Source organism: Rhodopseudomonas sp. P2A-2r, from assembly GCF_026015985.1.
Lineage (GTDB): Bacteria > Pseudomonadota > Alphaproteobacteria > Rhizobiales > Xanthobacteraceae > Tardiphaga.
Map to the genome: position 1 here is coordinate 2,089,274 of NZ_CP110389.1, position 22,206 is coordinate 2,111,479.

Here is a 22,206-nt window from a genome sequence, read left to right on the forward strand (position 1 = left end):
CAGTAAGCCTGCGCGGCGATCAGGCGCCCGCGGCCTCCGCGGTGTAGCCGGGCGCCGAGGCCAGATAGCGCGCAAAGGCGTCGGCGTCGGGCGGTGAGAACTTTTCCGCCAGGGCGCCGCGCCGGTTGCGCGTGGCGCCCATGTCGGCGAGCAGTTCGTCGAGGTGCTTGAAGTGATAGGGGGCGACGCAAAGGCCGCCATAGATGCCTGCGGCGGGGCGTTCGACGCGCTTGAACTGAAGCATCATGTCCATGTTCTCGTACATCTCGGCCTTCGTCGGCTGCCGGGCGAGCTGCCCGTCCGCGTAACGCACCAGCCAGTTTGCGGCGATCTCTGCCGTCAGCACCGAACAGAAGCTGGAGTTGAAACCGACAAATCCCATGTCGGGCAGATCCGGATTGGCTATCACGCGGTACAGCCGGTACTGGCCGTCGGGCTGGATCAGCCTGTCGCGATATTCCTGCGGCAAGAAGGGCACGCCGAGCTTGAAGCCGATGGCCAGCACCGCGACATCGGCGTCGACGCGTTGGCCACCCGACATCACGATGGTCTTGCCGTCGTAGTGATCGAAGGTGCCGCGGATCGCCTTGATGCGTCCGTCGGCGACCATCGGGAAAAAGCCCGGCGTGGCAATCGGGACCGAGCAGTTGACGCCGTCCTCGATCCGCCCCTCCGGCACCATGTCGCATTTCTTGAGTTTCAGCTGCGCCTTCAGCAGCGCTTCCAGCCCGCGCCAATTAGCCCAGATGAACGGCTTGGCGATGGCATGGTTGATCCGCGACAGCGCGCTCAATCCCCAGCCGCGGAACATCTCCTCCTGCGCGCGGATATAGAGGATGCGCTTGAAGTTGATCAGGCCGCCGATGAAATAAGGAATGCGCCAGACCGGCTCGCGATAGACGAAGGTGACGGCGCTGGCGCCGGCATGGACCGACTGTACGGCGATATCGGTGGCCGATTTCGAGCCGCCGAGCACGACGATCTTCCTGCCTTTGACGATCGACGGATCGGTATGTTCCGCCGAATGCAGGATGACGCCGCCACCGGCCTTGAATGCGTCTTCGCCGGGATGGTGCAGTTCCTTGCGCTCGTTGAACTGTCCAGTGCAGACCGCCACAAAATCGAAGGTTTCGTGCGTGGCGTTGCAGGCTGCATCGCGGATCTCCAGCCTCCAGCCGGGCTGGCCATCGTCGCGGCGGTTCATGCTGACGACGGTTGTCCTGAAACGCATCAGCGGGATCAGATTGTAGTCGCGTGCGTAGTCGGTCAGATAGGCGTGGACCTGCGGCCCCTTGGGCCATTCCGGATAGCTCGCCGGCATCGGCTTGTCGGTGAAGCGATAGAGCTCCTTGGGGCTCTGCGTCTGCACGCCGGGATATGAGCGGGCCGGCTCCCAGACGCCGCCGAGGTCGCCGCTCCGTTCCAGCACGGTCACCTTGTGTCCGCTTGCTCCGAAGGATTTGGCGGCGGCGAGGCCGGCGATCCCGGCGCCGATGACGCAAACGTTCTTCTGTCTGACCATGGCTCGTCTCCTGTTGATGCGGCGGCTGATCGAAGGCGTGCGGTCTCACGCACGCAGCCGCAAGCTGCGCGCCGTCCGCATCATGTGAAAGCGAGGTGCGGGCTGCTGAGCCCTAGTCGTTGGCTTCGGGTGGCAGGAAGTTCACTTCATGCTCGGCCGAGACGCGCACGATGGCTTCGATGTCGCTCATGTTGTGCAGCTGCTTGAACAGCGCTTCGAGCTTCTGTGTCGGCGAGACCCAGAACAAGGCGCGGGCGGGCTTGTCCGACTTGTTGAAGTAACCGTGCGGAATGCCGCGCGGCAGCCGCACCAGATCGCCCGCGGAGGCGCGGACCCACTCGCCGTCGAGCTTGAGGTCGAGCACGCCTTCCTGCACCAGGATGAATTCTTCCTGGGTGGGATGGATATGCACCGGCACGAACTGGCCGGGATCGCTGTTGGTCTCGAAGGCAAAGGTGGAGTCGGTCACGGCCTTCGGGAAATAGACCTGCCCGAGAATATTCCACGTGGTGCCGCCATATCCTGTGCCGTTCAGGGTGATGCCTTTTTCGAGTGCCGCCATGATCTGCTCCCTTTTGATGCCTGCCGCGATGCTGCGTAACTTGGGCACCGGTTTCAAGCCACTGAACGAATCCGCGATCCGCACGACGAAATAATTACAGGCATAGGCGAGGGGGCAGGCGTGCTGCGCTGCACACCCGATTTGCAGGCAGAGACTGCGCATTCGTTGTGCGGCACGGCAATTTTTTCGGCGGCGCGCCGGCTATGCGGCGTGACACGACATGGCTAGGCTGGTCGCCAAGTACACGGGATCGGATAATGGTGTTGGACGCAGCCATATCGAGCACTACCCGACCGACCCGCGCCGCGAGGCTTGCGGCCTTCTCCCGCGTTTTTACCTCGGACGTCGATGAGGCCGCGGAGTCCATTGGACGCATCTTCTGTCCCCATGCGCTGGACCCGTTGCAGCGCTCATGGCCGGATTTTCACGCGCAGCACAATTGCGCGGCGTTCAATGGCTTCTCGGTGAACTACGTGTCCTACGGCGGTTCCGTTGCGATCGATCCGGGCTGCCTCGATCGCTTCTTTTGTTGCAGATCCCGCTGCAGGGTGCCGCGCGGATCGATACGGGCGGACGGACGATCGAGGTGTCGGCAGGGCAATCCGGGTCGTTGCTGTCGCCGACCATGCCGACACAGATGGTCTGGCACGACGATTGCGCCAAGCTGATCCTGCTGGTCGAGCGACGGCTGGTCGAGGAGCGCGCGGCAGCGCTGGCGGAAAAGCCAGGGATCGCCATCGAATTCGATCCCCAGGTCGATCTGAATACGCCGTTCGGCGCCGCGCTCTGCTCCCAGATCGAATATCTCGTCGATCTCGCCGAGCACTGCGGGCCGGGGCGTCAGCTCCCGCCGACGATCACGGCGACACTGCGCGACTCCCTCATTGGATTGCTGCTCACCGGCCAGCGAAATACACTCACCGATCATATCGACCGCATCCCGGTGCGCGTCGGCCCGCTGCCGTCGGTGCTGAGAAAGGCCCGGGACTATCTCGAGGCCCATGCGACCGAGCCGCTCGACCTTGACCGGCTGGCGCGTGCCGCAGGCATCGGCATACGGTCGCTGCAGATCGGTTTTCAAAAGCACTTCGGCGTGTCGATTTCGGATGCGCTGCGCGATATCCGGCTGAGCCTGTTAAACGCCCGCTTATTGCGCGCCGCGCCGGGCGAGCGCGTGATCGACATGGCCTTTGAACTCGGCTTCACCCATCCAAGCCGGATGGCCGAGGTCTACCGTTCCCGTTACGGCGAGAGCCCGTCGGAGACGCTGCGCCGCAGCCGCTAGCATCAGGCCGATCCGGCGCTTTCTTGCAAAAGCTTGAAGTTTAAAATAATATCCGGACAGGCTCATGGCGGGCCTGCGGAAGGTCTCGCATGTCTGGATTGTCTCGCTCCTCCCACGCGCTGGTCACCGGCGGCGGTCGCGGCATCGGTCGCGCTATCGCAGCGTCGCTGGTGAATGCGGGTGCCACGGTGACGGTCATGGGCCGCAACCGCGCCGTGCTCGACGAGGTCGTCGCCGCCGGCGATGCACATTTCGCCGCGGTTGCCGACGTGTCGGACCAGGCGGCGATCAGTGCGGCGCTGGCATTGGTGGCGGCGCGTCAGCCCATCGACATCCTGGTGGCCAATGCCGGTGCGGCCGAGTCCGCGCCCTTTCTGAAATCCGATGCCGCGCTGTTCCAGCGCATGATGGACGTCAACTTCATGGGGTGGTCCATGCCGCCCATGCCGTCCTGCCGGGCATGCGCGAGCGCGGGCATGGCCGCATCGTCGCGGTGGCCTCGACCGCCGGCCTCAAGGGCTACGCCTATGTCAGCGCCTACAGCGCCGCCAAGCACGCCGTCGTCGGCCTGGTGCGCTCACTGGCGCTGGAAGTGGCGAAGAACGGCGTCACCGTGAACGCGGTTTGCCCGGGCTTCACCGAGACCGATCTGCTCGCCGGCAGCATCGACAACATCATGAGCAAGACCGGCCGCACCCGCGAGCAGGCAGTGGCGGAACTTGCAAAACACAACCCGCAGGGCCGCCTCGTCACCCCGCAGGAAGTTGCCGACGCGGTGCTGTGGTTGTGCGGCCCCGGCGCCGGTTCGATCACCGGGCAGGCCATCGCGGTGGCCGGCGGCGAAATCTGATCCATCAACAAGAAGCATCGCAGGGAGCCCTCATGCAAAAGTTCGCCAATCCGGTCACGCTGCCGCTGATCGACTATACGCCGCAACATTTTCTGCTCGCGGTGGTCGACGGCATCGCCACGGTGACGCTGAACCGGCCGGAGCGGAAGAACCCGCTGACCTTCCAGAGCTACCGTGAACTGACCGATTTCTTCCGCGCCTGCGCCATGGACGACAGCGTCAAGTGCATCGTGGTCACCGGCGCCGGCGGCAATTTCTCGTCGGGCGGCGACGTGTTCGAGATCATCGGCCCGCTGGTACAGATGAACACCAAGGACCTCACCGCCTTCACCCGGATGACCGGCGATCTGGTCAAGGCGATGCGTGGCTGCCCGCAGCCGGTGATCGCCGCGGTGGAGGGCATCTGCGCCGGCGCCGGCGCCATCATGGCGATGGCCTCCGACCTGCGACTCGCCGCAACCGGCGCCAAGGTCGGCTTCCTGTTCAACAAGGTCGGGCTTGCGGGCTGCGACATGGGCGCCTGCGCGATCCTGCCGCGCATCATCGGTCAGTCCCGGGCCTCGGAGCTGCTTTATACCGGTCGCTTCATGACGGCCGAGGAGGGCGAGCGCTGGGGCTTCTTCAGCCGCATCGTGTCGCCGGAGCAGGTGCTCGGCCAGGCGCAGCTGCTCGCAAGACAGATCTCCGAAGGCCCGACCTTCGCCAACACCATGACCAAGCGCATGCTGGCGATGGAATGGGCGATGTCGGTGGAGGAGGCGATCGAAGCCGAGGCGGTGGCGCAGGCGTTGTGCATGACCACCGAGGACTTCGCCCGCGCCTTCGAGGCGTTTTCCAACAAGGTGAAGCCGCAGTTTCAAGGCAATTGACGCACTTGTCCCGGACGCGGCGCGGCACCCTTGTGCCGCTCCGCGTCCGGGACCGTACCAAGCGCCGGCGTTTCGGACGGCCTCGGCTCTGCGGAGCACTACGCTGCCTTCGGCAGCGCATTGCGCCGCATCCGGGGCAGAAACATTCCGCCGGCAGGGGCCGCGATTTGATCTGGGTCAAAAGGCGCCGGCTGCCGCGCAAACGGGCTTGCGCCTAATTACTTTAAGGTTAAAGTATCTCGTCTGAAGCTCAGGACGCGGAGATTGTTATGAAGATCGCAATCATTGGCGGCGGCCCGGCGGGCCTCTACGCAGGCATCCTGCTGAAGAAGCAGCGGCCGCAGGCCGACATCACCATTTACGAGCGCAACCGTCCCGACGATACCTTCGGCTTCGGCGTGGTGTTCTCCGATGCGACCCTCGACAACTTTGAAAAATACGACCTGCCGAGCTACCAGCGCATCACCCAGGAGTTCGCCTACTGGGACGATATCGCCGTGCATTTCCGCGGTACCGTGCACCGCGTCGGCGGTAACGGCTTCTGCGGCTGCTCCCGCCGCACCCTGCTGATGATCCTGCAGGAGCGCGCCCGCGAGCTCGGCTGCAAGCTGCTGTTCGAGATCGATATCACCGACGAGAGCCGGTTCGCCGACGCCGACCTGATCGTGCTGTCGGACGGCATCAACAGCCACTTCCGCAACAAGTACATCGAGCACTTCCAGCCCGAGGTGGATCTGCGCTCCAACAAGTTCACCTGGATGGGGTCGACCCGGCCGCTCGACGCCTTCACCTTCCTGTTCGAGGAGACCGAATGGGGTCCGTTCATCGCCCATGCCTATCAATACGAGGCGGGCCGCTCGACCTGGATCTTCGAGACCGATCCCGAGACCTTCAAGCGCGCCGGCCTCGAAGGGCTGAGCGAGCAGCAATCGGCCGAGCGCATGGAGCAGATCTTCGCGGGCTTCCTCGAGGGCCACAGACTGCTGATCAACCGCTCGATGTGGCGCAATTTCCCGATGATCCGCAACAAGCGCTGGGTCAAGGACAACATGGTGCTGCTCGGCGATGCCAAGGCGACCGCGCATTTCTCCATCGGCTCCGGCACCAAGCTGGCGATGGAGGACGCCATCGCACTCTATGAATCGATGGGCCGTGCGCCGACGGTGGAAGCCGCGCTCGACGATTACGAGCACGGCCGCCGCGAGGAGACCGAGAAGATCCAGCACTCCGCCGACGTCTCGCTGGTCTGGTTCGAGCATGTCGACCGCTTCTGGGATTTCGACCCTGTGCAGTTTGCCTTCGGCGTGATGACGCGGTCCAAGGCGATCACCTACGACAACCTCACTTTGCGCGCTCCGGGCTTCGTCAAGCAGGTCGACAAGGCTTTTGCGGAGCAGGTCCGCGCCAGCGGTTTTGACGTCGACGTGAAGAAGCCGGCGGCGCCAATGTTCCAGCCGCTCAGGCTGCGCGAGATGGTGCTGGCCAACCGCGCCGTGGTCTCGCCGATGTGCATGTACTCGGCGAAGGAAGGCGTGCCCGGCGATTTCCATCTGGTGCACTACGGTTCGCGCGCCATCGGCGGCGCCGGCCTGGTCTTCACCGAAATGACCTGCGTCGGCCGCGACGCGCGGATTACGCCCGGTTGCGCGGGACTGTGGAACGACGAACAGCAGGCGGCGTGGACCCGCATCGTCGATTTCGTGCACGCCAATTCGGCGACGAAGATCTGCCTGCAGTTGGGCCATGCCGGACGCAAGGGCGCGACCAAACTGATGTGGGACGGCATGGACCGTCCGCTGGCCGAGGGCGCGTGGGACATCGTATCGGCGTCGCCGATCCCGTATTTTCCCGACAGCCAGGTGCCGCGCGAGATCGACCGCGCCGCCATGGATGCGGTGAAGGCGGAGTTCGTGGCCGCAGCCGAGCGCGGCGACGCCTGCGGCTTCGACATGCTCGAAATGCACGCGGCCCACGGTTATCTGCTGGCCAGCTTCATCTCTCCGCTGACCAATCGGCGCACCGATGACTACGGCGGCTCGCTGGACAATCGCCTGCGCTTCCCGCTGGAAGTATTCGCAGCCATGCGTGCCGCGTGGCCGGCGCACAAGCCGATGTCGGTGCGCATCTCCGCCACCGACTGGGCCGAAGGCGGCATCACCGGCGACGATGCGGTGCTGATCGCGCGTGCTTTCGCCGAAGCCGGCGTCGATCTGGTGGACATTTCCACCGGCCAGACAGTGCGCGAGGCGCAGCCGATCTATGGCCGCATGTTCCAGACGCCGTTCTCCGAACAGGTTCGCAACGAGGGCCGTGTCGCCACCATGTGCGTCGGCAACATCACGACCGCGGACCAGGTCAATACCATCGTCGCGGCCGGCCGCGCCGATCTGGTGGCGCTCGGCCGTCCGCATCTGGTCGACCCGTCATTCACCATAAAGGCCGCCGCCTGGTATGGCGCTAAGGATGCCTATTGCCCGCCGCAATACATGCCCGGCAAGGAGCAGATCTTCCGCAACAGCGTCCGCGACAAGCTGGATTTTGAGGACCTGAAAATTAAGGCTAAGCCGAAGACCCGCGCCGAGCTGCGCGCCGAAGCCGCCAAGCCGCTTGCAGCGGAATAAGCGGTCATGCGACGCTGACGGAAATGGAGCGCGCGGACACCTCTCCCCACCGGGGAGAGGTCGCCTGGCGAAGCCGGGCGGGTGAGGGGGCGCAGAACTCTCGATGGCGCGTTGCCCCCTCACCCGGCTTCCACATGCTTTGCATGTGAAAGCCTCCACCTCTCCCCGATGGGGAGAGGTGGAGGCAGGCCGGTGTTTCGTACGCTAGTAACCAAGTGGAGCAGGGCTGATGAAGGCAATCATCGTTGGCGGCGGCGTAGGCGGTCTCACCACGGCGCTGATGCTGCGGGCGCGCGGCATCGATTGCGAATTGTACGAGCAGGCGGACTCGATCCGCGAACTCGGCGTCGGCATCAACACGCTGCCGCATGCGATCCGCGAACTCGCCGGCCTCGGCCTGCTCGATGCGCTCGACGCGGTCGCCATCCGCACTGACGAGCTGCACTACCTCAACCGCCACGGCCAGGAAGTCTGGCGCGAGGGCCGCGGCCATGGTGCCGGCCACGACGTGCCGCAGTTCTCGATCCATCGTGGCCGCCTGCAGAGCGTGATCCACAAGGCGGTCGAGCAGCGCCTCGGGACGCAGGCGATCCATACCGGACGCCGGCTCGGCTCGTTCACCCAGGACGAAGGCGGTGTCACCGCCTATTTCTTCGACCGCACTGGCGCCCATGTGGAAACCGCGCGCGGCGATATCCTGATCGGCGCTGACGGCATTCATTCCAAGGTGCGCAGCACGCTGTTTCCCGACGAGGGCGGACCGGTCTGGAACGGGCTGATGCTGTGGCGCGGCGCGCGCGACTGGCCGGCGTTCCTCACCGGCAATTCGATGATCGTCGCCGGCGGGCTGCATGCCAAGGTGGTGGTCTATCCGATCGCCGAGGGCTCGAGCCCGTCGACCCGGCTCACCAACTGGGCGGTGCTGGTCAAGATCGGCGAGGGCGGCTCGCCGCCGCCGCGCCGCGAAGACTGGTCGCGGGTCGGCAAGCGCGACGAATTGATGCCGCATGTGGCACGCTTCAACGTACCGCATGTCGACGTGCCGGCGCTGATTACGGCTACGCCGGAATTCTGGGAATATCCGTGCTGCGACCGCGATCCGCTGCCGTACTGGTCGAGCGGCCGCGTCACTTTGCTCGGTGACGCCGCTCATCCGATGTATCCGGTCGGCTCCAACGGCGCCTCGCAGGCGATCCTCGATGCCCGCGCGCTGGCGGATTCCCTGGCCCATGCCGAGCATCCGCGTCAGGCGCTGATGGCCTATGAGCGCAAGCGGCTGCCGATGACCGCGGAGATCGTCCGCGCCAACCGCCGCGGCGGCCCCGAGGGCGTCATCGACGCCGTCGAACAGATCGCGCCGGATGGTTTTGATCACATCGACAACGTGCTCAGCTATTCGCAGCGCGAGGCCATCGTGCGCGGCTACGCCAGCAAGGCGGGCTTTGCAGCGCTTCCTGGCTTGTCGGTGGTGGGCGGGTAGGCTGCAGCGGCGAGCGTAAGCGGCGCCGACTGCTCTTCCTTCCCCTCTCCCACGGCGCCGCGCAGCGGCGTCTGGCGGGAGAGGGTGGATCGAACCGCGAAGCGGTTCGAGACGGGGGCTCTTACTCGCGTCGGAGCCTGCGGCCTTTCCCTCTCCCGCCCTCACTTCGTTCGGGCCCCTCTCCCGCGGCGCGCAGCTTTGCTGCGCTGGGGGAGAGGGAAGTGCTCACGCCCCCGGAGGCGGCGGCAGGAAGTGGATGTTGTATTCCGCGGCCAGCGCCACCACGTCCGCCGGGTTCTGCTCCTTCATGTTGTGGATCGCCCAGAACAGGTCGTAGAGCCGCCGGCTCGGCGACACCCAGAACAGCACCTTGGCCGACTGGCTGGTCTTGTTGAAGATGCCGTGCGGGATGCCGCGCGGCAGTCGCACCAGGTCGCCCGGCGTGGCCTGGGTCTCGCCGTCGCCCAGCATGAAGTCGAGCTTGCCCTCGAGGATGTAGAGATACTCGTCCTGGTCGGGATGGATGTGCGGCGGCACGAAGGTGCCGACCGGGAAGGTGGCGTGCCAGGAGAACGAGTCCTCTGTGCAGTTCTTCGGCACGTAGGTCTGGCCGAGAATGCTCCAGGAGATGCCCTGCATGCCCTCGTTGGCCCGGGTGATGCCGGCGATTTCAGTTTTCATGTTGCTTCCTTCCCTTGGATACGACGCCCCGCGAGGCGCATTGTTAAACGTGCAGGAACCGATCCTTGACGGTAGGATCGTCCTTCAACTCGGCCGAGGTGCCGGTCCACACCACGCGGCCCTTCTCGATGATGACGTGGCGATCCGCGAAGGCGGCCAGCGCGTCGACGTTCTTGTCGATCACCAGGATCGATTGGTGCTCGGCCTTGAGTTTCTTCAGGCAATTCCAGATCTCGATGCGGATCAAGGGCGCTAGCCCTTCGGTGGCCTCGTCGAGGATCAGCAGCTTCGGATTGGTCATCAGCGCGCGGCCGACAGCCAGCATCTGCTGCTCGCCGCCGGACAGTTGCGTGCCCATGTTGCCGCGGCGTTCCTTGAGCCGGGGAAACAGCTCGTAGATCCGCTCCAGCGTCCAGCGTGCCGGCGGTTCGCGCACGGCGGCGGTTGCCAGCAGGTTTTCCTCCACCGTCAGCGTCGGGAAGATCTGCCGTCCCTCCGGCACCAGTCCGATGCCGGCCTGCGCGATCTTGTAGGGTGGCAGGCCGGTCAGCGGCTTGTCATCGAAGGTCACGCTGCCGCCGGTCGACGGCAGCAGGCCCATGATGGTGTTGATGGTGGTGGTCTTGCCCATGCCGTTGCGGCCGAGCAGGGTGACCACCTCGCCGGCGCCGATGCGCAGCGAGATATCGAACAGCACCTTGGCGGCGCCGTAGGCGGCCTGCAGGTTGGCGACGTCGAGCATCAGGCCTCCTCGCCGAGATAGGCAGCGCGCACGTCCGCATTGTCGCGCACGCTCTGCGGCGGACCGGAGGCGATGATGCGGCCGTAGACCAGCACCGAGACGCGGTCCGCCAGCGCGAACACCGCATCCATGTCGTGTTCGATCAGCACGATCGGCAGTTCGCGCCGCAGCTCCTGCAGCGTGGCGATCAGCCGCTGCGACTCGTCGTGGCTGGTGCCGGCGAGCGGTTCGTCGAGCAGCAGCAGCTTCGGCTTCGCGGCAAGCGCGATGGCAATCTCCAGCTGGCGTTTTTCGCCGTGCGACATCTGCCCGGCCGGGACCAGGGCGCGGGCGGCCAGGCCGAAGCGCGTCAGCAGCCCCATGGCGATGTCGTTGAGATCGGCCTCGGCGGCGGCATTGCCGAAGAAGCGGAAGCTCGAGCCGTGCTGCGCCTGCGCGGCAATGGCGACATTCTCCAGCGCCGAGAAGCGCGGCAGGATCGAGGTGATCTGGAACGAGCGCACCAGTCCGAGTTTGGCGCGCTCGGCCATCGGCAGCCGCGTGACGTCGTGACCGTGGAAGATGATGCTGCCGGAATTCGGCGAGGCGAGGCCGGAGATCTGGTGGATCAAGGTGGTCTTGCCGGCGCCGTTGGGACCGATGATGGCGTGCAGCTCGCCGGCCGCGACCTCCAGCGAGACGTCGTCGGTCACGCGCAGCGCGCCGTAGCTCTTGCACAGGTTCTTCAGCTGCAGCGGTGCTGTGCTCATGGCTTGCTCCCCAGCCACCCGCCGATGCCGCCGCGCGCGTACAGCACGACGAGGATCAGGATGGGCCCGAAGATCAGCGCCCAGTGCTCGGTGTAATGCGACAGCAATTCCGCCAGCAGGCTGAACACCGCGGCGCCGATGATGGCGCCGTGCAGCGAGCCGATGCCGCCGAGCACGATGACGAAGATCAGGTCGCCGGAGCGCTGCCAGGCGGTGTAAGCGGGGCTGACGAATTCGGTCTGGTTGGCGAGCAGGCAGCCGGCCACGCCGGCGATCATCCCGGCAATCACATAGGCCGTGAGCTGGTAGCGATAGGGCGCAAAGCCGATCGCCTCCATGCGCACCGGATTTTCGCGGATGCCGCGCAGCACGCGTCCGAAGCGCGACGCCACGATCGCCCGCAGCAGCAGATATGCACCGAGCAGCAGGGCGAAGCAGAGGTAGTACAGCGCCTTGTCGTTCTTCAGGATGTTCGATCCGAACAGCAGGCTGCGCGACGCCACGCTGAGGCCGTCGTCGCCGCCATAGGCGGCGAGCGACGTCGCGAGGAAGAACAGCATCTGGCCGAACGCCAGCGTGATCATGATGAAATAGACGCCCTTGGTGCGCAGCGAGATGGCGCCGGTGATCAGCGCGAACAGGAACGACACCAGAAGCGCCGTGCCGAGCTGGACAAAGCCGTCATTGATGCCGTGGCTGGACAGGATCGCCACGCTGTAGGCGCCGATGCCGATAAAGGCGGCGTGGCCGAACGAGATCATGGCTCCAAAGCCGATCAGCAGGTCCAGCGACATGGCGGCCAGCGCCAGGATCATGATCCGCGACGCCAGCGCCAGGATGAACGACTGCGGCCCGTAGACGGCCGCCAGCGGCAGCAGCGCGAACAGCGCGAACACGACCGCCGGCAGCACGAAGGCGCGGCTGCGGCGCGCGGGTGCAGGGACGGTCTCGAGATCGATGAGCTTGCTCACGTGTTGTCCCGTCATGATTTGGTCGGGAACAGGCCGGACGGCCGGAAGAACAGCACCGCGGCCATCAGGATGTAGATCAGCATCGGCGCAATGGCGCGGCCGATCTGGCTCGCCGCCGCCGGATCGAGCAGCATCTTCAGCAGCGTCGGCGCCATGAAGCGGCCGAGCGTATCGACGAGGCCGATCAGCAGCGCCGCAATGAACGCGCCGCGGATCGAGCCGATGCCGCCGATCACGATGACCACGAAGGCGAGGATCAGCACATTGTCGCCCATGCCCGGCTCCACCGACAGGATCGGCGCCACCATGGCGCCGGCGAAGCCCGCGAGCATGGCGCCGACGCCGAACACGATGGTGAACAGCAGGCGGATGTTGACGCCGAGCGCGGAGACCATCGCCGCATTGCTGGCACCGGCGCGCACCAGCATGCCGAGCTTGGTCCGGTTGACGATGAGATACAGGGCCAGTCCGACCGCGAGGCCGACGGCGATGATGACCAGGCGATACACCGGATACAGCATGCCGTCGGCGATCTCGACGGCGCCGCTCAGCGCATCGGGGATCGGCACGCTCAGCGGGGCCGCACCCCAGATGAACTTCACCGCCTGATTGAGGAAGATGATGACGCCGAAGGTGGCCAGCACCTGGTCGAGATGGTCGCGGTCATAGAGGTGACGGAAGATCAGCAGCTCCAGCAGCAGGCCGAAGATCAGTGCCGTGGGCAGCGCCAGCGCCAGGCCGGCGAGGAAGCTTCCGGTCATGGCCGTGAACGCCGCCACCAGATAGGCGCCGACCATGTATTGAACGCCATGGGCGAGATTGATGAAGTCCATAACGCCGAACACCAGCGTCAGGCCGGCGGCGATCAGGAACAGGATCAGCCCGAACTGCAGGCCGTTGAGGATCTGGACAAGAGCAAGGGTGAGCGTCATGCGGCCTGGTTACCAATTGCGCCAGCGAACCTGTTCGCGTGGCTGAAATCCGTCGCCGCGTCCGGGCTTAGTAACCTCTCCCCGCACTTGCGGGGAGAGGCGGATGTCGCGCGCAGCGCGATATCCGGGTGAGGGGCCGGGCACGCGCTCAACTCAACTGCGGTCTTCGCGGATCGGAAGAGCCCCTCACCCCGACCCTCTCCCCGTGAAGGACGGGGAGAGGGAGAAGCGGCGGCTCCGCAATCGTGCTTGCTTACTGCGCGACGCAATCCTTGGCGTACTTGTCGGCGTAGTTCGTGAATACCTTTTCCACGATCTCGGTCTGGAACTTGCCATCGGCGCGCTTGGCGACCTTGGTCAGGTAGAAGTCCTGGATCGGATAGCCGTTGCCGCTGAACTTGAAACCGCCGCGCAGCGAGGTGAAGTCGGCCTTTTTCATGGCCGCGCTCACCTTGGCCTTGTCCGACAGGTCACCCTTGACGGCGACGACGGCGCTGTTGATCAGCATCGCCGCGTCGTAGGACTGGAATGCGTAGGTGGCGGGCACGCTGTTGTAGGCCTTCTCGTATTCCGCGACGAACTTCTTGTTGGCGGCGGTGTCGAGGTTGGGCGCCCAGTTCGAACCGCCAAACATGCCGACCGCTGCGTCCTGCTGCGCCGGCAGCGTGGATTCATCCACGGTGAAGGCCGATAGGAACGGAATGCGGTCGGACAGGCCGGCCTGCTTGTACTGCTTGACCAGATTGACGCCCATGCCGCCGGGCATGAAGGTGAACACGGCGTCGGGCTTCATCGATGCGATCTTGGACAGTTCGGCCTGGAAGTCGAGGTTGCCCAGCGGAATGTAGGATTCCTCGACGATCTCGCCCTTGAAGTCCGTCTTGAAGCCGGCGACCGAGTCCTTGCCGGCCTGATAGTTCGGCACCATCAGATAGACCTTCTTGTAGCCGCGGTCCTGCGCGACCTTGCCGAGGATCTGGTGGATCTGGTCGTTCTGGTACGAGGTGACGTAGAAGAACGGGCTGCATTCCTTGCCGGCGAAGCTCGATGGACCGGCATTCGGGCTGATCAGGAAGGTCTTGTTCTCGATCACCGGCTTGTGGATGGCGCCGAGGATGTTGGAGAAGATCGGGCCGACCACGAAGTCGACCTTGTCGCGCTCCAGCAGGGCCTTGACCTTGGTGACGGCGACGTCGGGTTTCAGCTCGTCGTCGACGACGATGACTTCGACGTCCTTGCCGCCCATCTTGCCGCCGAGATCCTTGACCGCGAGGTTGAAGCCGTCGCGGGCCTGCTGGCCGAGCACGGCGCCGGCGCCCGACAGCGACACGATCACGCCGACCTTGATCTTCTCCTGCGCCATCGCCTGTCCGGCGATCACGCTTGCCAGGACGGCAAGTCCGGCGAGTTTCACATGCTGCTTCATGACTTCTCCTCTGCTCGGCCGCGCATTGCGCCGAAATTCCGCCAACCCAAATTCAGCCTTCGACGGCAGCTTATTCCGATGATGGCTGCCGCCGCAAGCAAACCAAAGGCGGGCAGCCCGACCGGAAACCCCATGCAAGCGGCGCGCCAATTTCTTTGAACCTTAAAGAAGTTTGCCGGGGAGGCCAGTCGGGTGGCTGCGGCGTTTTGACTTGCGGACGTCCGGGAATTCCTTGAAGGTCAAAAGGATCGGCTGGCGCATGCGCGGCGAGTTGTGGATTGCTGCGCTCCGTTGCTGCCGCGAAGGTTCTCGGGAGGTAACATCGCATCATGGATCTCGATTCCGAAACCAAGGCCTCCGAGCATTCCGAAGATCACGGCGACGAGTTGCGGCTGTGGCTGCGGCTTCTGACCTGCACGACCCTCATCGAGGGCGAAGTGCGCAGCCGCCTGCGCGAGCGCTTCGACGTGACGCTGCCGCGCTTCGACCTGATGGCGCAGCTCGACAAGGTGCCGGACGGCATGACGCTGTCGGATGTCTCCAAGCGCATGATGGTCTCCAACGGCAATGTCACCGGCCTGGTCGAACGGCTGGTGGAGTCCGGCCATATCGATCGTCGCACCTCGGAGGCCGATCGCCGCGTGCAGGTGATCCGCCTGACCAAGAGCGGCCGCGCCGAGTTTCGCAAGATGGCGGAAGAACACGAGACGTGGATCGCTGAAATCTTCGGCGACCTGGCGCCGAAGGATGTCCGCGAGTTGATGCGGCTTCTGGCCAAGACCAAGGCGTCGGCGCAGAAGGCGGCGCAGAAGCCGGCAACCGGCAAGGGCTCGTGAACGTGGCGATCGATTACGAGGTCGAATACAATAACCGCGCGCGGGTGCCGGAAAATCCGGCGCTGATCGCCGGCTGGGCGCGTGACGCCAAGGCCTATCGCGAGGCGCGGACAGGGCGCTGGCACGTTATTCCCTATGGTGCCGGCGCGCGCCACAGCATCGATTTCTTTGCCGCCGAGGGGCAGGGGCCGATCGCCGTGTTCATCCATGGCGGCTACTGGCAGGCGCTGGACAGCTCGTTCTTCAGCCATCTGGCCGGCGGCCTCAATGCCCACGGCATCAGCGTTGCCGTCCCGAATTACGATCTCTGCCCGACGGTCACCGTCGACGACATCATCGATCAGACCCGGCTGGCGATGCGCGAACTCGCAAAGCTCGGCCAGCCCTTGGTGGTCAGCGGTCACTCGGCCGGCGGACACCTTGCGGCCTGCATGCTGGCGACCGACTGGCGCGCCATCGATCCGGCGTTGCCGGACAATCTGATCGCCGCCGCCTATGCCATATCCGGCCTGTTCGATCTGGTGCCGCTGGTCGGCACCAGCATCAACACAGCCTTGCATCTGGATGATGCTGCGGCGCGGCGCGCGAGCCCGCTGCTGTGGCCGAAGCCCGTGCGCGGCAGCCTCGACGCGGCGGTCGGCGCTCTGGAGAGCGCGGAGTATTTCCGCCAGAGCGAGAGCATCGTCGCTGCGTGGGGTGGTGCTATCGCGACGCGGTTTGAGGTGATTCCCGACGCCAACCATTTTACCGCGATCGCGCCGCTGGCCGATCCGCAATCGCCGATGACGCTGCGTATCAGGCAATTGGCGCGCCGTTAGGCGGGGTTTGCCTAAACATCTCGCGCCGCCAGGGCAAAAAATCGCGACCCGGCGGCTGGTGCCAGTTGCACGAATTTGTTTTAGGTTTAAAATGATATTCAGATGACGCTGCCGGGCGTCTTGACGTGACAGGAGCATGCAATGGCCGTCGCCGAAGCTCGACTCACCAAGGCCTACACTGCCCATATCGATACGTTCGCGCGCGACAACATGCCGCCGCCCGAACAGCTGCCGGACTTTCTGTTCACCCGGCCGGAGTTTCAATATCCCGCGCGCATCAACTGCGTGGTGCCGTTTCTCGACCGCTGGGTCGATGAGGGCCACGGCGATGCGCCGTGCATGTTCGGTCTCACCGACAGCTATACTTATCGCGAGCTGCAGGCGCTGGTGAACCGGATCTGCAACGTGCTGGTCGGCAAGCTCGGGCTGGTGCCGGGCGGCCGTGTGATGCTGCGCTCCGCCAACAATCCGATGATGGTCGCCACCTATCTCGCGGTCATCAAGGCCGGCGGCGTCTGCGTCGCCACCATGCCGCTGCTGCGCGCCAAGGAACTGACCTATCCGATCCAGAAGGCGAAGATCGCGCTGGCGCTGTGCGACGGCAAGCTGTCCGACGAAATGGAAAAGGCGAAAGCCGCCGCACCCGAGCTGAAGCGCGTCGTCTACTGGGGCACCGGCAAGCCGGAGTCGCTGGAGGCATTGATCGCCGACGCCAGCCCGGACTTCACCGCGGTCGATACCGCCTCCGACGATATCTGCCTGATCGCCTTTACCTCGGGCACCACCGGCGAGCCGAAGGGCACCATGCATTTTCACCGCGACATGCTCGCGGTGTGCGACGGCTTTGCCCGCAACGTGCTACGCGCCGAGCCGTCCGACCGCTTCATCGGCTCGGCGCCGCTGGCCTTCACCTTCGGCTTCGGCGGCGTGCTGTTCCCGCTGCATATCGGCGCGTCCTTCGTGGTGCTGGAAAAGGCCGGGCCGGACGAGTTGCCGCCGGCGATCGAGAAGTTCAAGGTCACGGTGTGCTTCACCGCGCCGACCTCCTATCGCGCCATGCTCGCCAAGATGGGCACCCACGACATCTCCAGCCTGCGCAAATGCGTGTCGGCCGGCGAGACCTTGCCGATCGGTACCTACGACGCCTGGCTGAAGGCCACCGGCATCAAGCTGATGGACGGCATCGGCGGCACCGAGATGCTGCACATCTTCATCTGCGCCACCGAGGACGAAATTCGCCCGGGCTCCACCGGCAGACCGGTGCCCGGCTATGAGGCCAAGATCATCGACGAGGAGGGCCGCGACGTGCTGCCCGGCACCCTGGGACGGCTCGCCGTGCGCGGCCCCACCGGTTGCAAGTATCTCGCCGATCCCAGGCAGCTGAAATTCGTGCAGAACGGCTGGAACCTGACCGGCGACACCTTCATCATGGATGAGGATGGCTACTTCTGGTACAAGTCGCGCTCCGACGACATGATCGTCTCGGCCGGCTACAACATCGCCGGCCCCGACGTCGAAGCCGCTCTGCTGACCCATCCCGCGGTGGCGGAATGCGGCGTGGTCGGTTCGCCCGACGAGGCGCGCGGCATGCTGGTGAAAGCCTATGTCGTGCTGGCGCCGGGCTTTACCGGAGACGATGCGCTGACCCTCGAGTTGCAGAACCACGTCAAGCGCGAGATCGCCCCCTACAAATATCCGCGCGCCATCGCGTTTGTGGAGCAACTGCCGAAGACCGAGACCGGAAAGCTGAAGCGCTTTGCGCTGCGCCAGATGGCGACGGCTGCTGAATGAAATGAGACATCTATGTCCGAAGGAGATTTGCCGGTGACCGCGCCAAAGAGCCCCACGCTGACCGTGGTTCCGAGTTCGAAGGTCGATGCGCATCTGTCGGCGCCGCGTGTGCTGCAGCCCTCAGGCTGGCCGGCGCCGAAGGGCTATGCCAACGGCATGAGCGCCGACGGCCGCATTGTGGTGACCGGCGGCGTGATCGGCTGGGATACCGCCGGCCATCTGCCGGCCGACTTCACCGCCCAGGTGCATCAGGCGCTGAGCAACATCGCCGCGATCCTGAGCGAGGGCGGCGCCAAGCCCGAGCATCTGGTCCGCCTGACCTGGTATGTCGTCGACATGGAAGAATATCTCGGCAACCTGAAAGCGCTCGGCAAGATCTATCGCGAGATCTTTGGCGCGCATTATCCGGCCATGGCGCTGGTGCAGGTGGTGCGGCTGGTCGAGCTCGCCGCCCGCGTCGAAATCGAAGCCACTGCGGTGGTGCCGCGCTAGGTGCGCGGCGCGCGCGTGGCGATGCCACGCCTCAGCGGCTGACCACCAGGCGCAGCCGCGGCCTCGCGGGAGTCGTGCAGGCGGCGGTCCGGGCCGCCTCAAGCTCCGCCGCCAGCGTCAGCACCCGGCCGTCCGTCGAATTGAGCGCACAGGTCGAGAACTGGTCCACCGAGCGGGCCAGCGCCTGGGTCTCCGCGTCGGTCTTGGTGATCTTTGCCAGTCGCAGCACCATGCCGCCGAGACTCACCAGCAGCTCGTCGAGAGCCTTGTCGATTTTCGCGATCTCGTCCTTCATGCGTCAGCTCCATTTCCATGGTCGCCGGGATAATGGGCGCGACGAAGGCACGTTCCTGCGGCCGGGCCGTGATGGTTAACGCGCAGTTAACGGGTTACGCGAGCGCGACCAACGCCAGCACCAGCAGCAACGCGAGCATGAGCGCCGCGACCAGCCGCCAGTTCCGCGGGTCGGGGGCGAGCATCCGGCGCCGGGTGATGAGGTCGTGGAGCATGCGACGTCCTCGTGGAAATGACCGACACGATCTGGGCCCACAGGGGCATACGCCGGGAACGGGTTAGATTGCGACGCGTACCGATGCGTTGCTGTCGCGACGAGAAGCCGGCAAAATCGCCGCGTCCAACATCCCCGTTATGGCCGGCTGTCACCCGGCGTATGCGCCTGACAATGACGGGCGGGGCATTTGGTTGCAGCGGGGCGTGAATAAGACCCGCATGGTATTCAGCGAGCGCGCCTGCTTTGCCGGGCATGACGCATCGCACGCAAGCTGCATGGACATGATGCATGCGGCGCGCAATTGAACCCCGCGAAGCGCCACGCGACCAATCCGCATGCAGAACACATCCGCCATCAAAGGCCGTATGGGCCGGGCCCGCTACTGGATCTGGAGCGGCCTTTGCGCACTGGCCGCGATGGTCGGGCTGGTTCTGGTCGTCGGCACGGTCAACCAGACCAGTCAGAGCCCGGTGAATGTCCCGGCCACCATCGCGGCGATTGCAGGCGCTTTCATGTTCGTTGCGGCGTGCGTGGCGCTGGTCGTGATCGGCGTCTGGCGGCTGCATGACCGCGGCAAGTCCGGCTTCTGGATCGTCCTGTATTACGGTGCGCCGTCGGTTCTGGCGCTGATGGCCGTCGGCCCGCAAACGGACGGCATATTGCAGAACGGGCTTGCTCTGGCGATTCTGGGTTGGGCGATGATCGACCTTGGAGCTCTGGAGGCCGCCGAGCCGCTCGCGGCGTAGCAGATGGCCGATCCCGCCTGTCGTTTCGCCGATGCGGTTACGCGCGGTCGCTCACGCACTCTTCTTCAGCTTGCGGGCACGGCGCAGGTCAGCGTTGAGCTGGGCCTGCCAGCCCTTGCCGAGCGCGCGATAGGTTTCCAGCACGTCGGCATCGAGCCGCAGCGTCACCGAGCCCTTCGGCTTGTCGCCGAGCGGCGGTCGCCCGAGCCGGATGACCTTGGCGCCCTGGGTGATCTCGCCGGTCCGGAAGAACTCATCGAGCACTTCCGGCGCATCATCGGGGTCATCAGTCAGCGGCTCGCCGAAAGAGCGCGAGCCAACGAGCTTCTTCCTTGGCATGGCAGTATCTCATTGAAATGACGTGGCGGGCGTCGCCACGCGGGGTCCAGACGATCAACACCATCCTCGACCGGACGCGGCCGGCAGCGATGTAGCGCACCTCGCCATAGTCGAAACGGTCATCGACCTTTGTCACCACGTCCCCCGGAACGCTTCGTCGGCGTCGGCGTCGGCTTCCAGATCCAGCCCGCGCTCGCGCAACGTCACCGCGCGCTTGCGCGATCGCAAGTGATGTGGTGACGGCGCGGATCGTACGCGATCATCCGATTTATGTAGTGGCAAAATTGCGCGGTGTCGAGGATTATGTCATGACATAATGCGGCGATACTCAGTAGATGGCGTAGCCCGGATGGGCGAAGCGATATCCGGGTTTCGATTGTTGCCGCTGATACCGCATGGCGCTCCGCTCGTGCGGACGACGCGCCGAGCTAGTTCCAGTCGGGACCTGCGCGATGTCGATGACATGTCGATCGGCGCCGGCCGTGATGAGCATTGACGGCACAGGTGATCTCCCGATTGTGCGATTGGCGTCGGCGAAACGGTTCCTGAGTTCGGTTCCCGACACAAAAAACCCCTGCGGCACTGGGGGAACCTAAATTTCTTCGCCGCATTTAAGGAGTGTATTTCGCGGAGGAGCCCGACCATGGACGATCTCAAAAAGACCGGTCAGCAGGATCGCAGCAAGATCAATATGCACGAAGATCACGAGGTCAAGTACTGGACGAAACAGCTCGGCGTTTCAAAGGACGAACTACAGAAGGCCGTCGATAAAGTCGGCAACGGCGCCGCCGCCGTTCGCAAGCAGCTCGGCCAATGAAACCGATCGTGAAGAGCTGGACAGAGCAGGAGCTGGTTCGGCTGAGGCAGATGGTGCTGTCGGGGGCATCTGTGGCCAGATGCTCGGCCGCCTTCAATCGCCCCAGCAACTCGGTCAGGAATCAGGCCCGCAGAATGGGCATCCCGTTTGTCGGAGCGCGGATTGTCAAAGCCGCGCAGAGGGCGAAGATCGCCTCTGCCGAAAGCAAGTTGCCGCCGGGCAGCTGGCGATACGATGGCACCCGAGTCTGATCTCATTCTGCAATTGAGAGCGGAACGACTGGCGGCGGTGACGTGCTTCTCGATGTCACGGCGCACCGAATGTAGTTCAGATCTGGCCCGCGTTCGACGCGTGGATCGGTACCTGGTATCCGCAGCGTGGGCAACATATTGAGTTGTCCATAGCGCCCATCACGTTGGGCGGCCCAACGGCAATGCCGGTGAGAAGTTCCCGGCGGCTGTATGTCGGATAGGCGACAAACGATTTAAGTCGCTTCTCGAACATAGACGGGTGTATGGTTCGGTATCGGCGGTCTTCCTGGCATTCGCTGACAGAGAGTTCGGTCATGCTCCCGCCTGGCGAGGGAGCTATGTCAGAAGCCGAACTCGTTTCGATTTCCAAACATCGCTACAGCGCCACGGAATTGGCCGATCTTCGGCGGGCCTCCATCCTGCTCGCAAGGGGTCTGCCCGTGGGCGCCGACCGCAACCAGCATCGCCAGATCGCCGTCTCACTCCGAGTGCTTTTCAGCAGCGAGAAGTGGCTCGAAGCAAATGGCCTCGCCACCCCAACGGAGAGAATTCCATGAAGCGTCCGATCAACGGCCCCGACATGCACGACTGGCAGACACGCGCAGATGACGCCCTGGAATTGGCGCGAGCGATGCCCCCGGGCGCGGAGCGTATCGATGCGTTCAAGAAGGCCGGGATGCTCCGTAACGCCGCCGAGGCCAAAGCTATTTTCGTGCCGTCCATGTTTGCGAACACAACTCCGAAATCTGACAACTCATAATTGCGGGAGCCGTTATGTGGACCAGAATCACGCAATGGATGGAGACAACGAACGGCTTGGCGATCGGGGCCGTGCTCGACGGCACGCTGGCCGTCGCATTGGCGGCAATCGCGACCGCGAGCCTGCGGCTGCTGTTCGAATTGCTGTGAGCCTTG

At 64.7% G+C, this 22,206-nt stretch carries 25 protein-coding genes and 2 pseudogenes; 16 read left to right on the forward strand and 11 right to left on the reverse strand.

Features of this window, described 5'->3' with window-relative positions; translation table 11 throughout:
• Nucleotides 1-19: 19 nt before the first annotated feature.
• Together ONR75_RS09815 and ONR75_RS09820 are read right to left on the reverse strand one after the other, a co-directional pair.
• Nucleotides 20-1,522 (reverse strand): flavin-containing monooxygenase, encoded by a 1,503-nt coding sequence (locus ONR75_RS09815; RefSeq protein ID WP_265082414.1) that lies wholly within the window; start codon nt 1,520-1,522, stop codon nt 20-22.
• Nucleotides 1,523-1,634: 112 nt separating this feature from the next.
• Nucleotides 1,635-2,084 (reverse strand): cupin domain-containing protein, encoded by a 450-nt coding sequence (locus tag ONR75_RS09820; RefSeq protein ID WP_265082415.1) that lies wholly within the window; start codon nt 2,082-2,084, stop codon nt 1,635-1,637.
• Nucleotides 2,085-2,341: 257 nt separating this feature from the next.
• Here ONR75_RS09820 and ONR75_RS09825 point away from each other — a divergent pair.
• From ONR75_RS09825 to ONR75_RS09850, 6 genes and pseudogenes are all read left to right on the forward strand, one after another.
• Nucleotides 2,342-2,922: pseudogene (locus ONR75_RS09825) on the forward strand (cupin domain-containing protein); the annotation flags it as partial.
• 129 nt (nt 2,923-3,051) lie between these two features.
• Nucleotides 3,052-3,369, forward strand: a complete 318-nt coding sequence (locus ONR75_RS09830) for a helix-turn-helix transcriptional regulator (protein ID WP_265083609.1) — start codon at nt 3,052-3,054, stop codon at nt 3,367-3,369.
• Between the two features lie 89 nt (nt 3,370-3,458).
• A pseudogene (locus tag ONR75_RS09835) lies at nt 3,459-4,219 on the forward strand (SDR family NAD(P)-dependent oxidoreductase).
• Between the two features lie 32 nt (nt 4,220-4,251).
• Complete coding sequence (locus tag ONR75_RS09840) at nt 4,252-5,088, forward strand: enoyl-CoA hydratase family protein (RefSeq protein WP_265082416.1); 837 nt, start codon at nt 4,252-4,254, stop codon at nt 5,086-5,088.
• Nucleotides 5,089-5,357: 269 nt separating this feature from the next.
• Nucleotides 5,358-7,709, forward strand: a complete 2,352-nt coding sequence (locus tag ONR75_RS09845; protein WP_265082417.1) for a bifunctional salicylyl-CoA 5-hydroxylase/oxidoreductase — start codon at nt 5,358-5,360, stop codon at nt 7,707-7,709.
• 229 nt (nt 7,710-7,938) lie between these two features.
• Nucleotides 7,939-9,189: a flavin-dependent oxidoreductase gene (locus ONR75_RS09850; RefSeq protein ID WP_265082418.1), complete on the forward strand. Its 1,251-nt coding sequence runs from the start codon at nt 7,939-7,941 to the stop codon at nt 9,187-9,189.
• A gap of 225 nt (nt 9,190-9,414) precedes the next feature.
• Here ONR75_RS09850 and ONR75_RS09855 read toward each other — a convergent pair whose 3' ends face one another.
• From ONR75_RS09855 to ONR75_RS09880, 6 genes are all read right to left on the reverse strand, one after another.
• A complete protein-coding gene (locus tag ONR75_RS09855) occupies nt 9,415-9,870 on the reverse strand; it encodes a cupin domain-containing protein (RefSeq protein WP_265082419.1) in 456 nt (151 codons plus the stop codon).
• A gap of 43 nt (nt 9,871-9,913) precedes the next feature.
• Nucleotides 9,914-10,612 (reverse strand): ABC transporter ATP-binding protein, encoded by a 699-nt coding sequence (locus ONR75_RS09860; RefSeq protein WP_265082420.1) that lies wholly within the window; start codon nt 10,610-10,612, stop codon nt 9,914-9,916.
• Nucleotides 10,612-11,361: an ABC transporter ATP-binding protein gene (locus tag ONR75_RS09865; RefSeq protein WP_265082421.1), complete on the reverse strand. Its 750-nt coding sequence runs from the start codon at nt 11,359-11,361 to the stop codon at nt 10,612-10,614. The genes ONR75_RS09860 and ONR75_RS09865 overlap by 1 nt, the downstream gene beginning before the upstream one ends.
• Nucleotides 11,358-12,332, reverse strand: a complete 975-nt coding sequence (locus tag ONR75_RS09870) for a branched-chain amino acid ABC transporter permease (RefSeq protein ID WP_265082422.1) — start codon at nt 12,330-12,332, stop codon at nt 11,358-11,360. Before ONR75_RS09870 ends, ONR75_RS09865 begins: the two co-directional genes overlap by 4 nt.
• Before the next feature lie 11 nt (nt 12,333-12,343).
• Nucleotides 12,344-13,264 carry a branched-chain amino acid ABC transporter permease gene (locus ONR75_RS09875; protein ID WP_265082423.1) on the reverse strand — a complete coding sequence of 307 codons (921 nt, stop codon included), beginning with the start codon at nt 13,262-13,264 and terminating at the stop codon, nt 12,344-12,346.
• A 253-nt stretch (nt 13,265-13,517) separates the two neighbouring features.
• Nucleotides 13,518-14,690 (reverse strand): ABC transporter substrate-binding protein, encoded by a 1,173-nt coding sequence (locus ONR75_RS09880; RefSeq protein ID WP_265082424.1) that lies wholly within the window; start codon nt 14,688-14,690, stop codon nt 13,518-13,520.
• Between ONR75_RS09880 and ONR75_RS09885 the strand changes: the two genes are divergently transcribed.
• The 5 genes from ONR75_RS09885 to ONR75_RS09905 all read left to right on the forward strand — a co-directional run bounded on the left by ONR75_RS09885 (nt 14,679) and on the right by ONR75_RS09905 (nt 18,627).
• Nucleotides 14,679-14,849, forward strand: coding sequence for a hypothetical protein (locus tag ONR75_RS09885; protein WP_265082425.1), 171 nt, complete (start codon nt 14,679-14,681; stop codon nt 14,847-14,849). The two genes, ONR75_RS09880 and ONR75_RS09885, sit on opposite strands and share 12 nt — an antisense overlap.
• A 170-nt stretch (nt 14,850-15,019) precedes the next feature.
• Nucleotides 15,020-15,526, forward strand: coding sequence for a MarR family winged helix-turn-helix transcriptional regulator (locus tag ONR75_RS09890; protein ID WP_265082426.1), 507 nt, complete (start codon nt 15,020-15,022; stop codon nt 15,524-15,526).
• Entirely contained in the window at nt 15,523-16,344 is an 822-nt protein-coding gene (locus ONR75_RS09895) for an alpha/beta hydrolase (RefSeq protein ID WP_265082427.1), read from the forward strand. The genes ONR75_RS09890 and ONR75_RS09895 overlap by 4 nt, the downstream gene beginning before the upstream one ends.
• 141 nt (nt 16,345-16,485) lie before the next feature.
• Nucleotides 16,486-18,135 (forward strand): AMP-binding protein, encoded by a 1,650-nt coding sequence (locus ONR75_RS09900; RefSeq protein ID WP_265082428.1) that lies wholly within the window; start codon nt 16,486-16,488, stop codon nt 18,133-18,135.
• Between the two features lie 12 nt (nt 18,136-18,147).
• Nucleotides 18,148-18,627: a RidA family protein gene (locus tag ONR75_RS09905; RefSeq protein ID WP_413776455.1), complete on the forward strand. Its 480-nt coding sequence runs from the start codon at nt 18,148-18,150 to the stop codon at nt 18,625-18,627.
• A 31-nt stretch (nt 18,628-18,658) separates the two neighbouring features.
• Here the strand turns inward: ONR75_RS09905 and ONR75_RS09910 are convergent, their stop codons facing one another.
• Complete coding sequence (locus tag ONR75_RS09910; protein WP_265082429.1) at nt 18,659-18,922, reverse strand: hypothetical protein; 264 nt, start codon at nt 18,920-18,922, stop codon at nt 18,659-18,661.
• Between the two features lie 551 nt (nt 18,923-19,473).
• Here ONR75_RS09910 and ONR75_RS09915 point away from each other — a divergent pair.
• Nucleotides 19,474-19,884: a DUF805 domain-containing protein gene (locus ONR75_RS09915; protein ID WP_265082430.1), complete on the forward strand. Its 411-nt coding sequence runs from the start codon at nt 19,474-19,476 to the stop codon at nt 19,882-19,884.
• 51 nt (nt 19,885-19,935) lie between these two features.
• Here ONR75_RS09915 and ONR75_RS09920 read toward each other — a convergent pair whose 3' ends face one another.
• Nucleotides 19,936-20,223 (reverse strand): BrnA antitoxin family protein, encoded by a 288-nt coding sequence (locus tag ONR75_RS09920; protein ID WP_265082431.1) that lies wholly within the window; start codon nt 20,221-20,223, stop codon nt 19,936-19,938.
• A complete protein-coding gene (locus ONR75_RS09925; RefSeq protein WP_320109721.1) occupies nt 20,171-20,362 on the reverse strand; it encodes a BrnT family toxin in 192 nt (63 codons plus the stop codon). The genes ONR75_RS09920 and ONR75_RS09925 overlap by 53 nt, the downstream gene beginning before the upstream one ends.
• 504 nt (nt 20,363-20,866) lie before the next feature.
• Here ONR75_RS09925 and ONR75_RS09930 point away from each other — a divergent pair.
• From ONR75_RS09930 to ONR75_RS09945, 4 genes are all read left to right on the forward strand, one after another.
• Nucleotides 20,867-21,040, forward strand: a complete 174-nt coding sequence (locus tag ONR75_RS09930) for a DUF3606 domain-containing protein (RefSeq protein ID WP_265082432.1) — start codon at nt 20,867-20,869, stop codon at nt 21,038-21,040.
• Nucleotides 21,041-21,629: 589 nt separating this feature from the next.
• A complete protein-coding gene (locus tag ONR75_RS09935; protein WP_265082433.1) occupies nt 21,630-21,848 on the forward strand; it encodes a hypothetical protein in 219 nt (72 codons plus the stop codon).
• The gene (locus ONR75_RS09940; RefSeq protein WP_265082434.1) at nt 21,845-22,051 is read left to right on the forward strand and encodes a hypothetical protein; all 207 of its coding nucleotides are present in this window, start codon (nt 21,845-21,847) and stop codon (nt 22,049-22,051) included. Before ONR75_RS09935 ends, ONR75_RS09940 begins: the two co-directional genes overlap by 4 nt.
• 14 nt (nt 22,052-22,065) lie before the next feature.
• Nucleotides 22,066-22,200: a hypothetical protein gene (locus tag ONR75_RS09945; protein WP_265082435.1), complete on the forward strand. Its 135-nt coding sequence runs from the start codon at nt 22,066-22,068 to the stop codon at nt 22,198-22,200.
• Nucleotides 22,201-22,206 lie beyond the last annotated feature (6 nt).

Excerpts from the sequence above, each read along its gene's own strand:
- ONR75_RS09815 (WP_265082414.1), bottom strand. The coding sequence starts at position 1,522 with ATGGTCAGACAGAAGAACGTTTGCGTCATCGGCGCCGGGATCGCCGGC.
- ONR75_RS09820 (WP_265082415.1), bottom strand. The coding sequence starts at position 2,084 with ATGGCGGCACTCGAAAAAGGCATCACCCTGAACGGCACAGGATATGGC.
- ONR75_RS09840 (WP_265082416.1), top strand. The coding sequence starts at position 4,252 with ATGCAAAAGTTCGCCAATCCGGTCACGCTGCCGCTGATCGACTATACG.
- ONR75_RS09845 (WP_265082417.1), top strand. The coding sequence starts at position 5,358 with ATGAAGATCGCAATCATTGGCGGCGGCCCGGCGGGCCTCTACGCAGGC.
- ONR75_RS09850 (WP_265082418.1), top strand. The coding sequence starts at position 7,939 with ATGAAGGCAATCATCGTTGGCGGCGGCGTAGGCGGTCTCACCACGGCG.
- ONR75_RS09855 (WP_265082419.1), bottom strand. The coding sequence starts at position 9,870 with ATGAAAACTGAAATCGCCGGCATCACCCGGGCCAACGAGGGCATGCAG.
- ONR75_RS09860 (WP_265082420.1), bottom strand. The coding sequence starts at position 10,612 with ATGCTCGACGTCGCCAACCTGCAGGCCGCCTACGGCGCCGCCAAGGTG.
- ONR75_RS09865 (WP_265082421.1), bottom strand. The coding sequence starts at position 11,361 with ATGAGCACAGCACCGCTGCAGCTGAAGAACCTGTGCAAGAGCTACGGC.
- ONR75_RS09875 (WP_265082423.1), bottom strand. The coding sequence starts at position 13,264 with ATGACGCTCACCCTTGCTCTTGTCCAGATCCTCAACGGCCTGCAGTTC.
- ONR75_RS09885 (WP_265082425.1), top strand. The coding sequence starts at position 14,679 with ATGCTGCTTCATGACTTCTCCTCTGCTCGGCCGCGCATTGCGCCGAAA.
- ONR75_RS09880 (WP_265082424.1), bottom strand. The coding sequence starts at position 14,690 with ATGAAGCAGCATGTGAAACTCGCCGGACTTGCCGTCCTGGCAAGCGTG.
- ONR75_RS09890 (WP_265082426.1), top strand. The coding sequence starts at position 15,020 with ATGGATCTCGATTCCGAAACCAAGGCCTCCGAGCATTCCGAAGATCAC.
- ONR75_RS09900 (WP_265082428.1), top strand. The coding sequence starts at position 16,486 with ATGGCCGTCGCCGAAGCTCGACTCACCAAGGCCTACACTGCCCATATC.
- ONR75_RS09905 (WP_413776455.1), top strand. The coding sequence starts at position 18,148 with ATGTCCGAAGGAGATTTGCCGGTGACCGCGCCAAAGAGCCCCACGCTG.
- ONR75_RS09910 (WP_265082429.1), bottom strand. The coding sequence starts at position 18,922 with ATGAAGGACGAGATCGCGAAAATCGACAAGGCTCTCGACGAGCTGCTG.
- ONR75_RS09915 (WP_265082430.1), top strand. The coding sequence starts at position 19,474 with ATGCAGAACACATCCGCCATCAAAGGCCGTATGGGCCGGGCCCGCTAC.
- ONR75_RS09920 (WP_265082431.1), bottom strand. The coding sequence starts at position 20,223 with ATGCCAAGGAAGAAGCTCGTTGGCTCGCGCTCTTTCGGCGAGCCGCTG.
- ONR75_RS09930 (WP_265082432.1), top strand. The coding sequence starts at position 20,867 with ATGGACGATCTCAAAAAGACCGGTCAGCAGGATCGCAGCAAGATCAAT.
- ONR75_RS09935 (WP_265082433.1), top strand. The coding sequence starts at position 21,630 with ATGTCAGAAGCCGAACTCGTTTCGATTTCCAAACATCGCTACAGCGCC.
- ONR75_RS09940 (WP_265082434.1), top strand. The coding sequence starts at position 21,845 with ATGAAGCGTCCGATCAACGGCCCCGACATGCACGACTGGCAGACACGC.
- ONR75_RS09945 (WP_265082435.1), top strand. The coding sequence starts at position 22,066 with ATGTGGACCAGAATCACGCAATGGATGGAGACAACGAACGGCTTGGCG.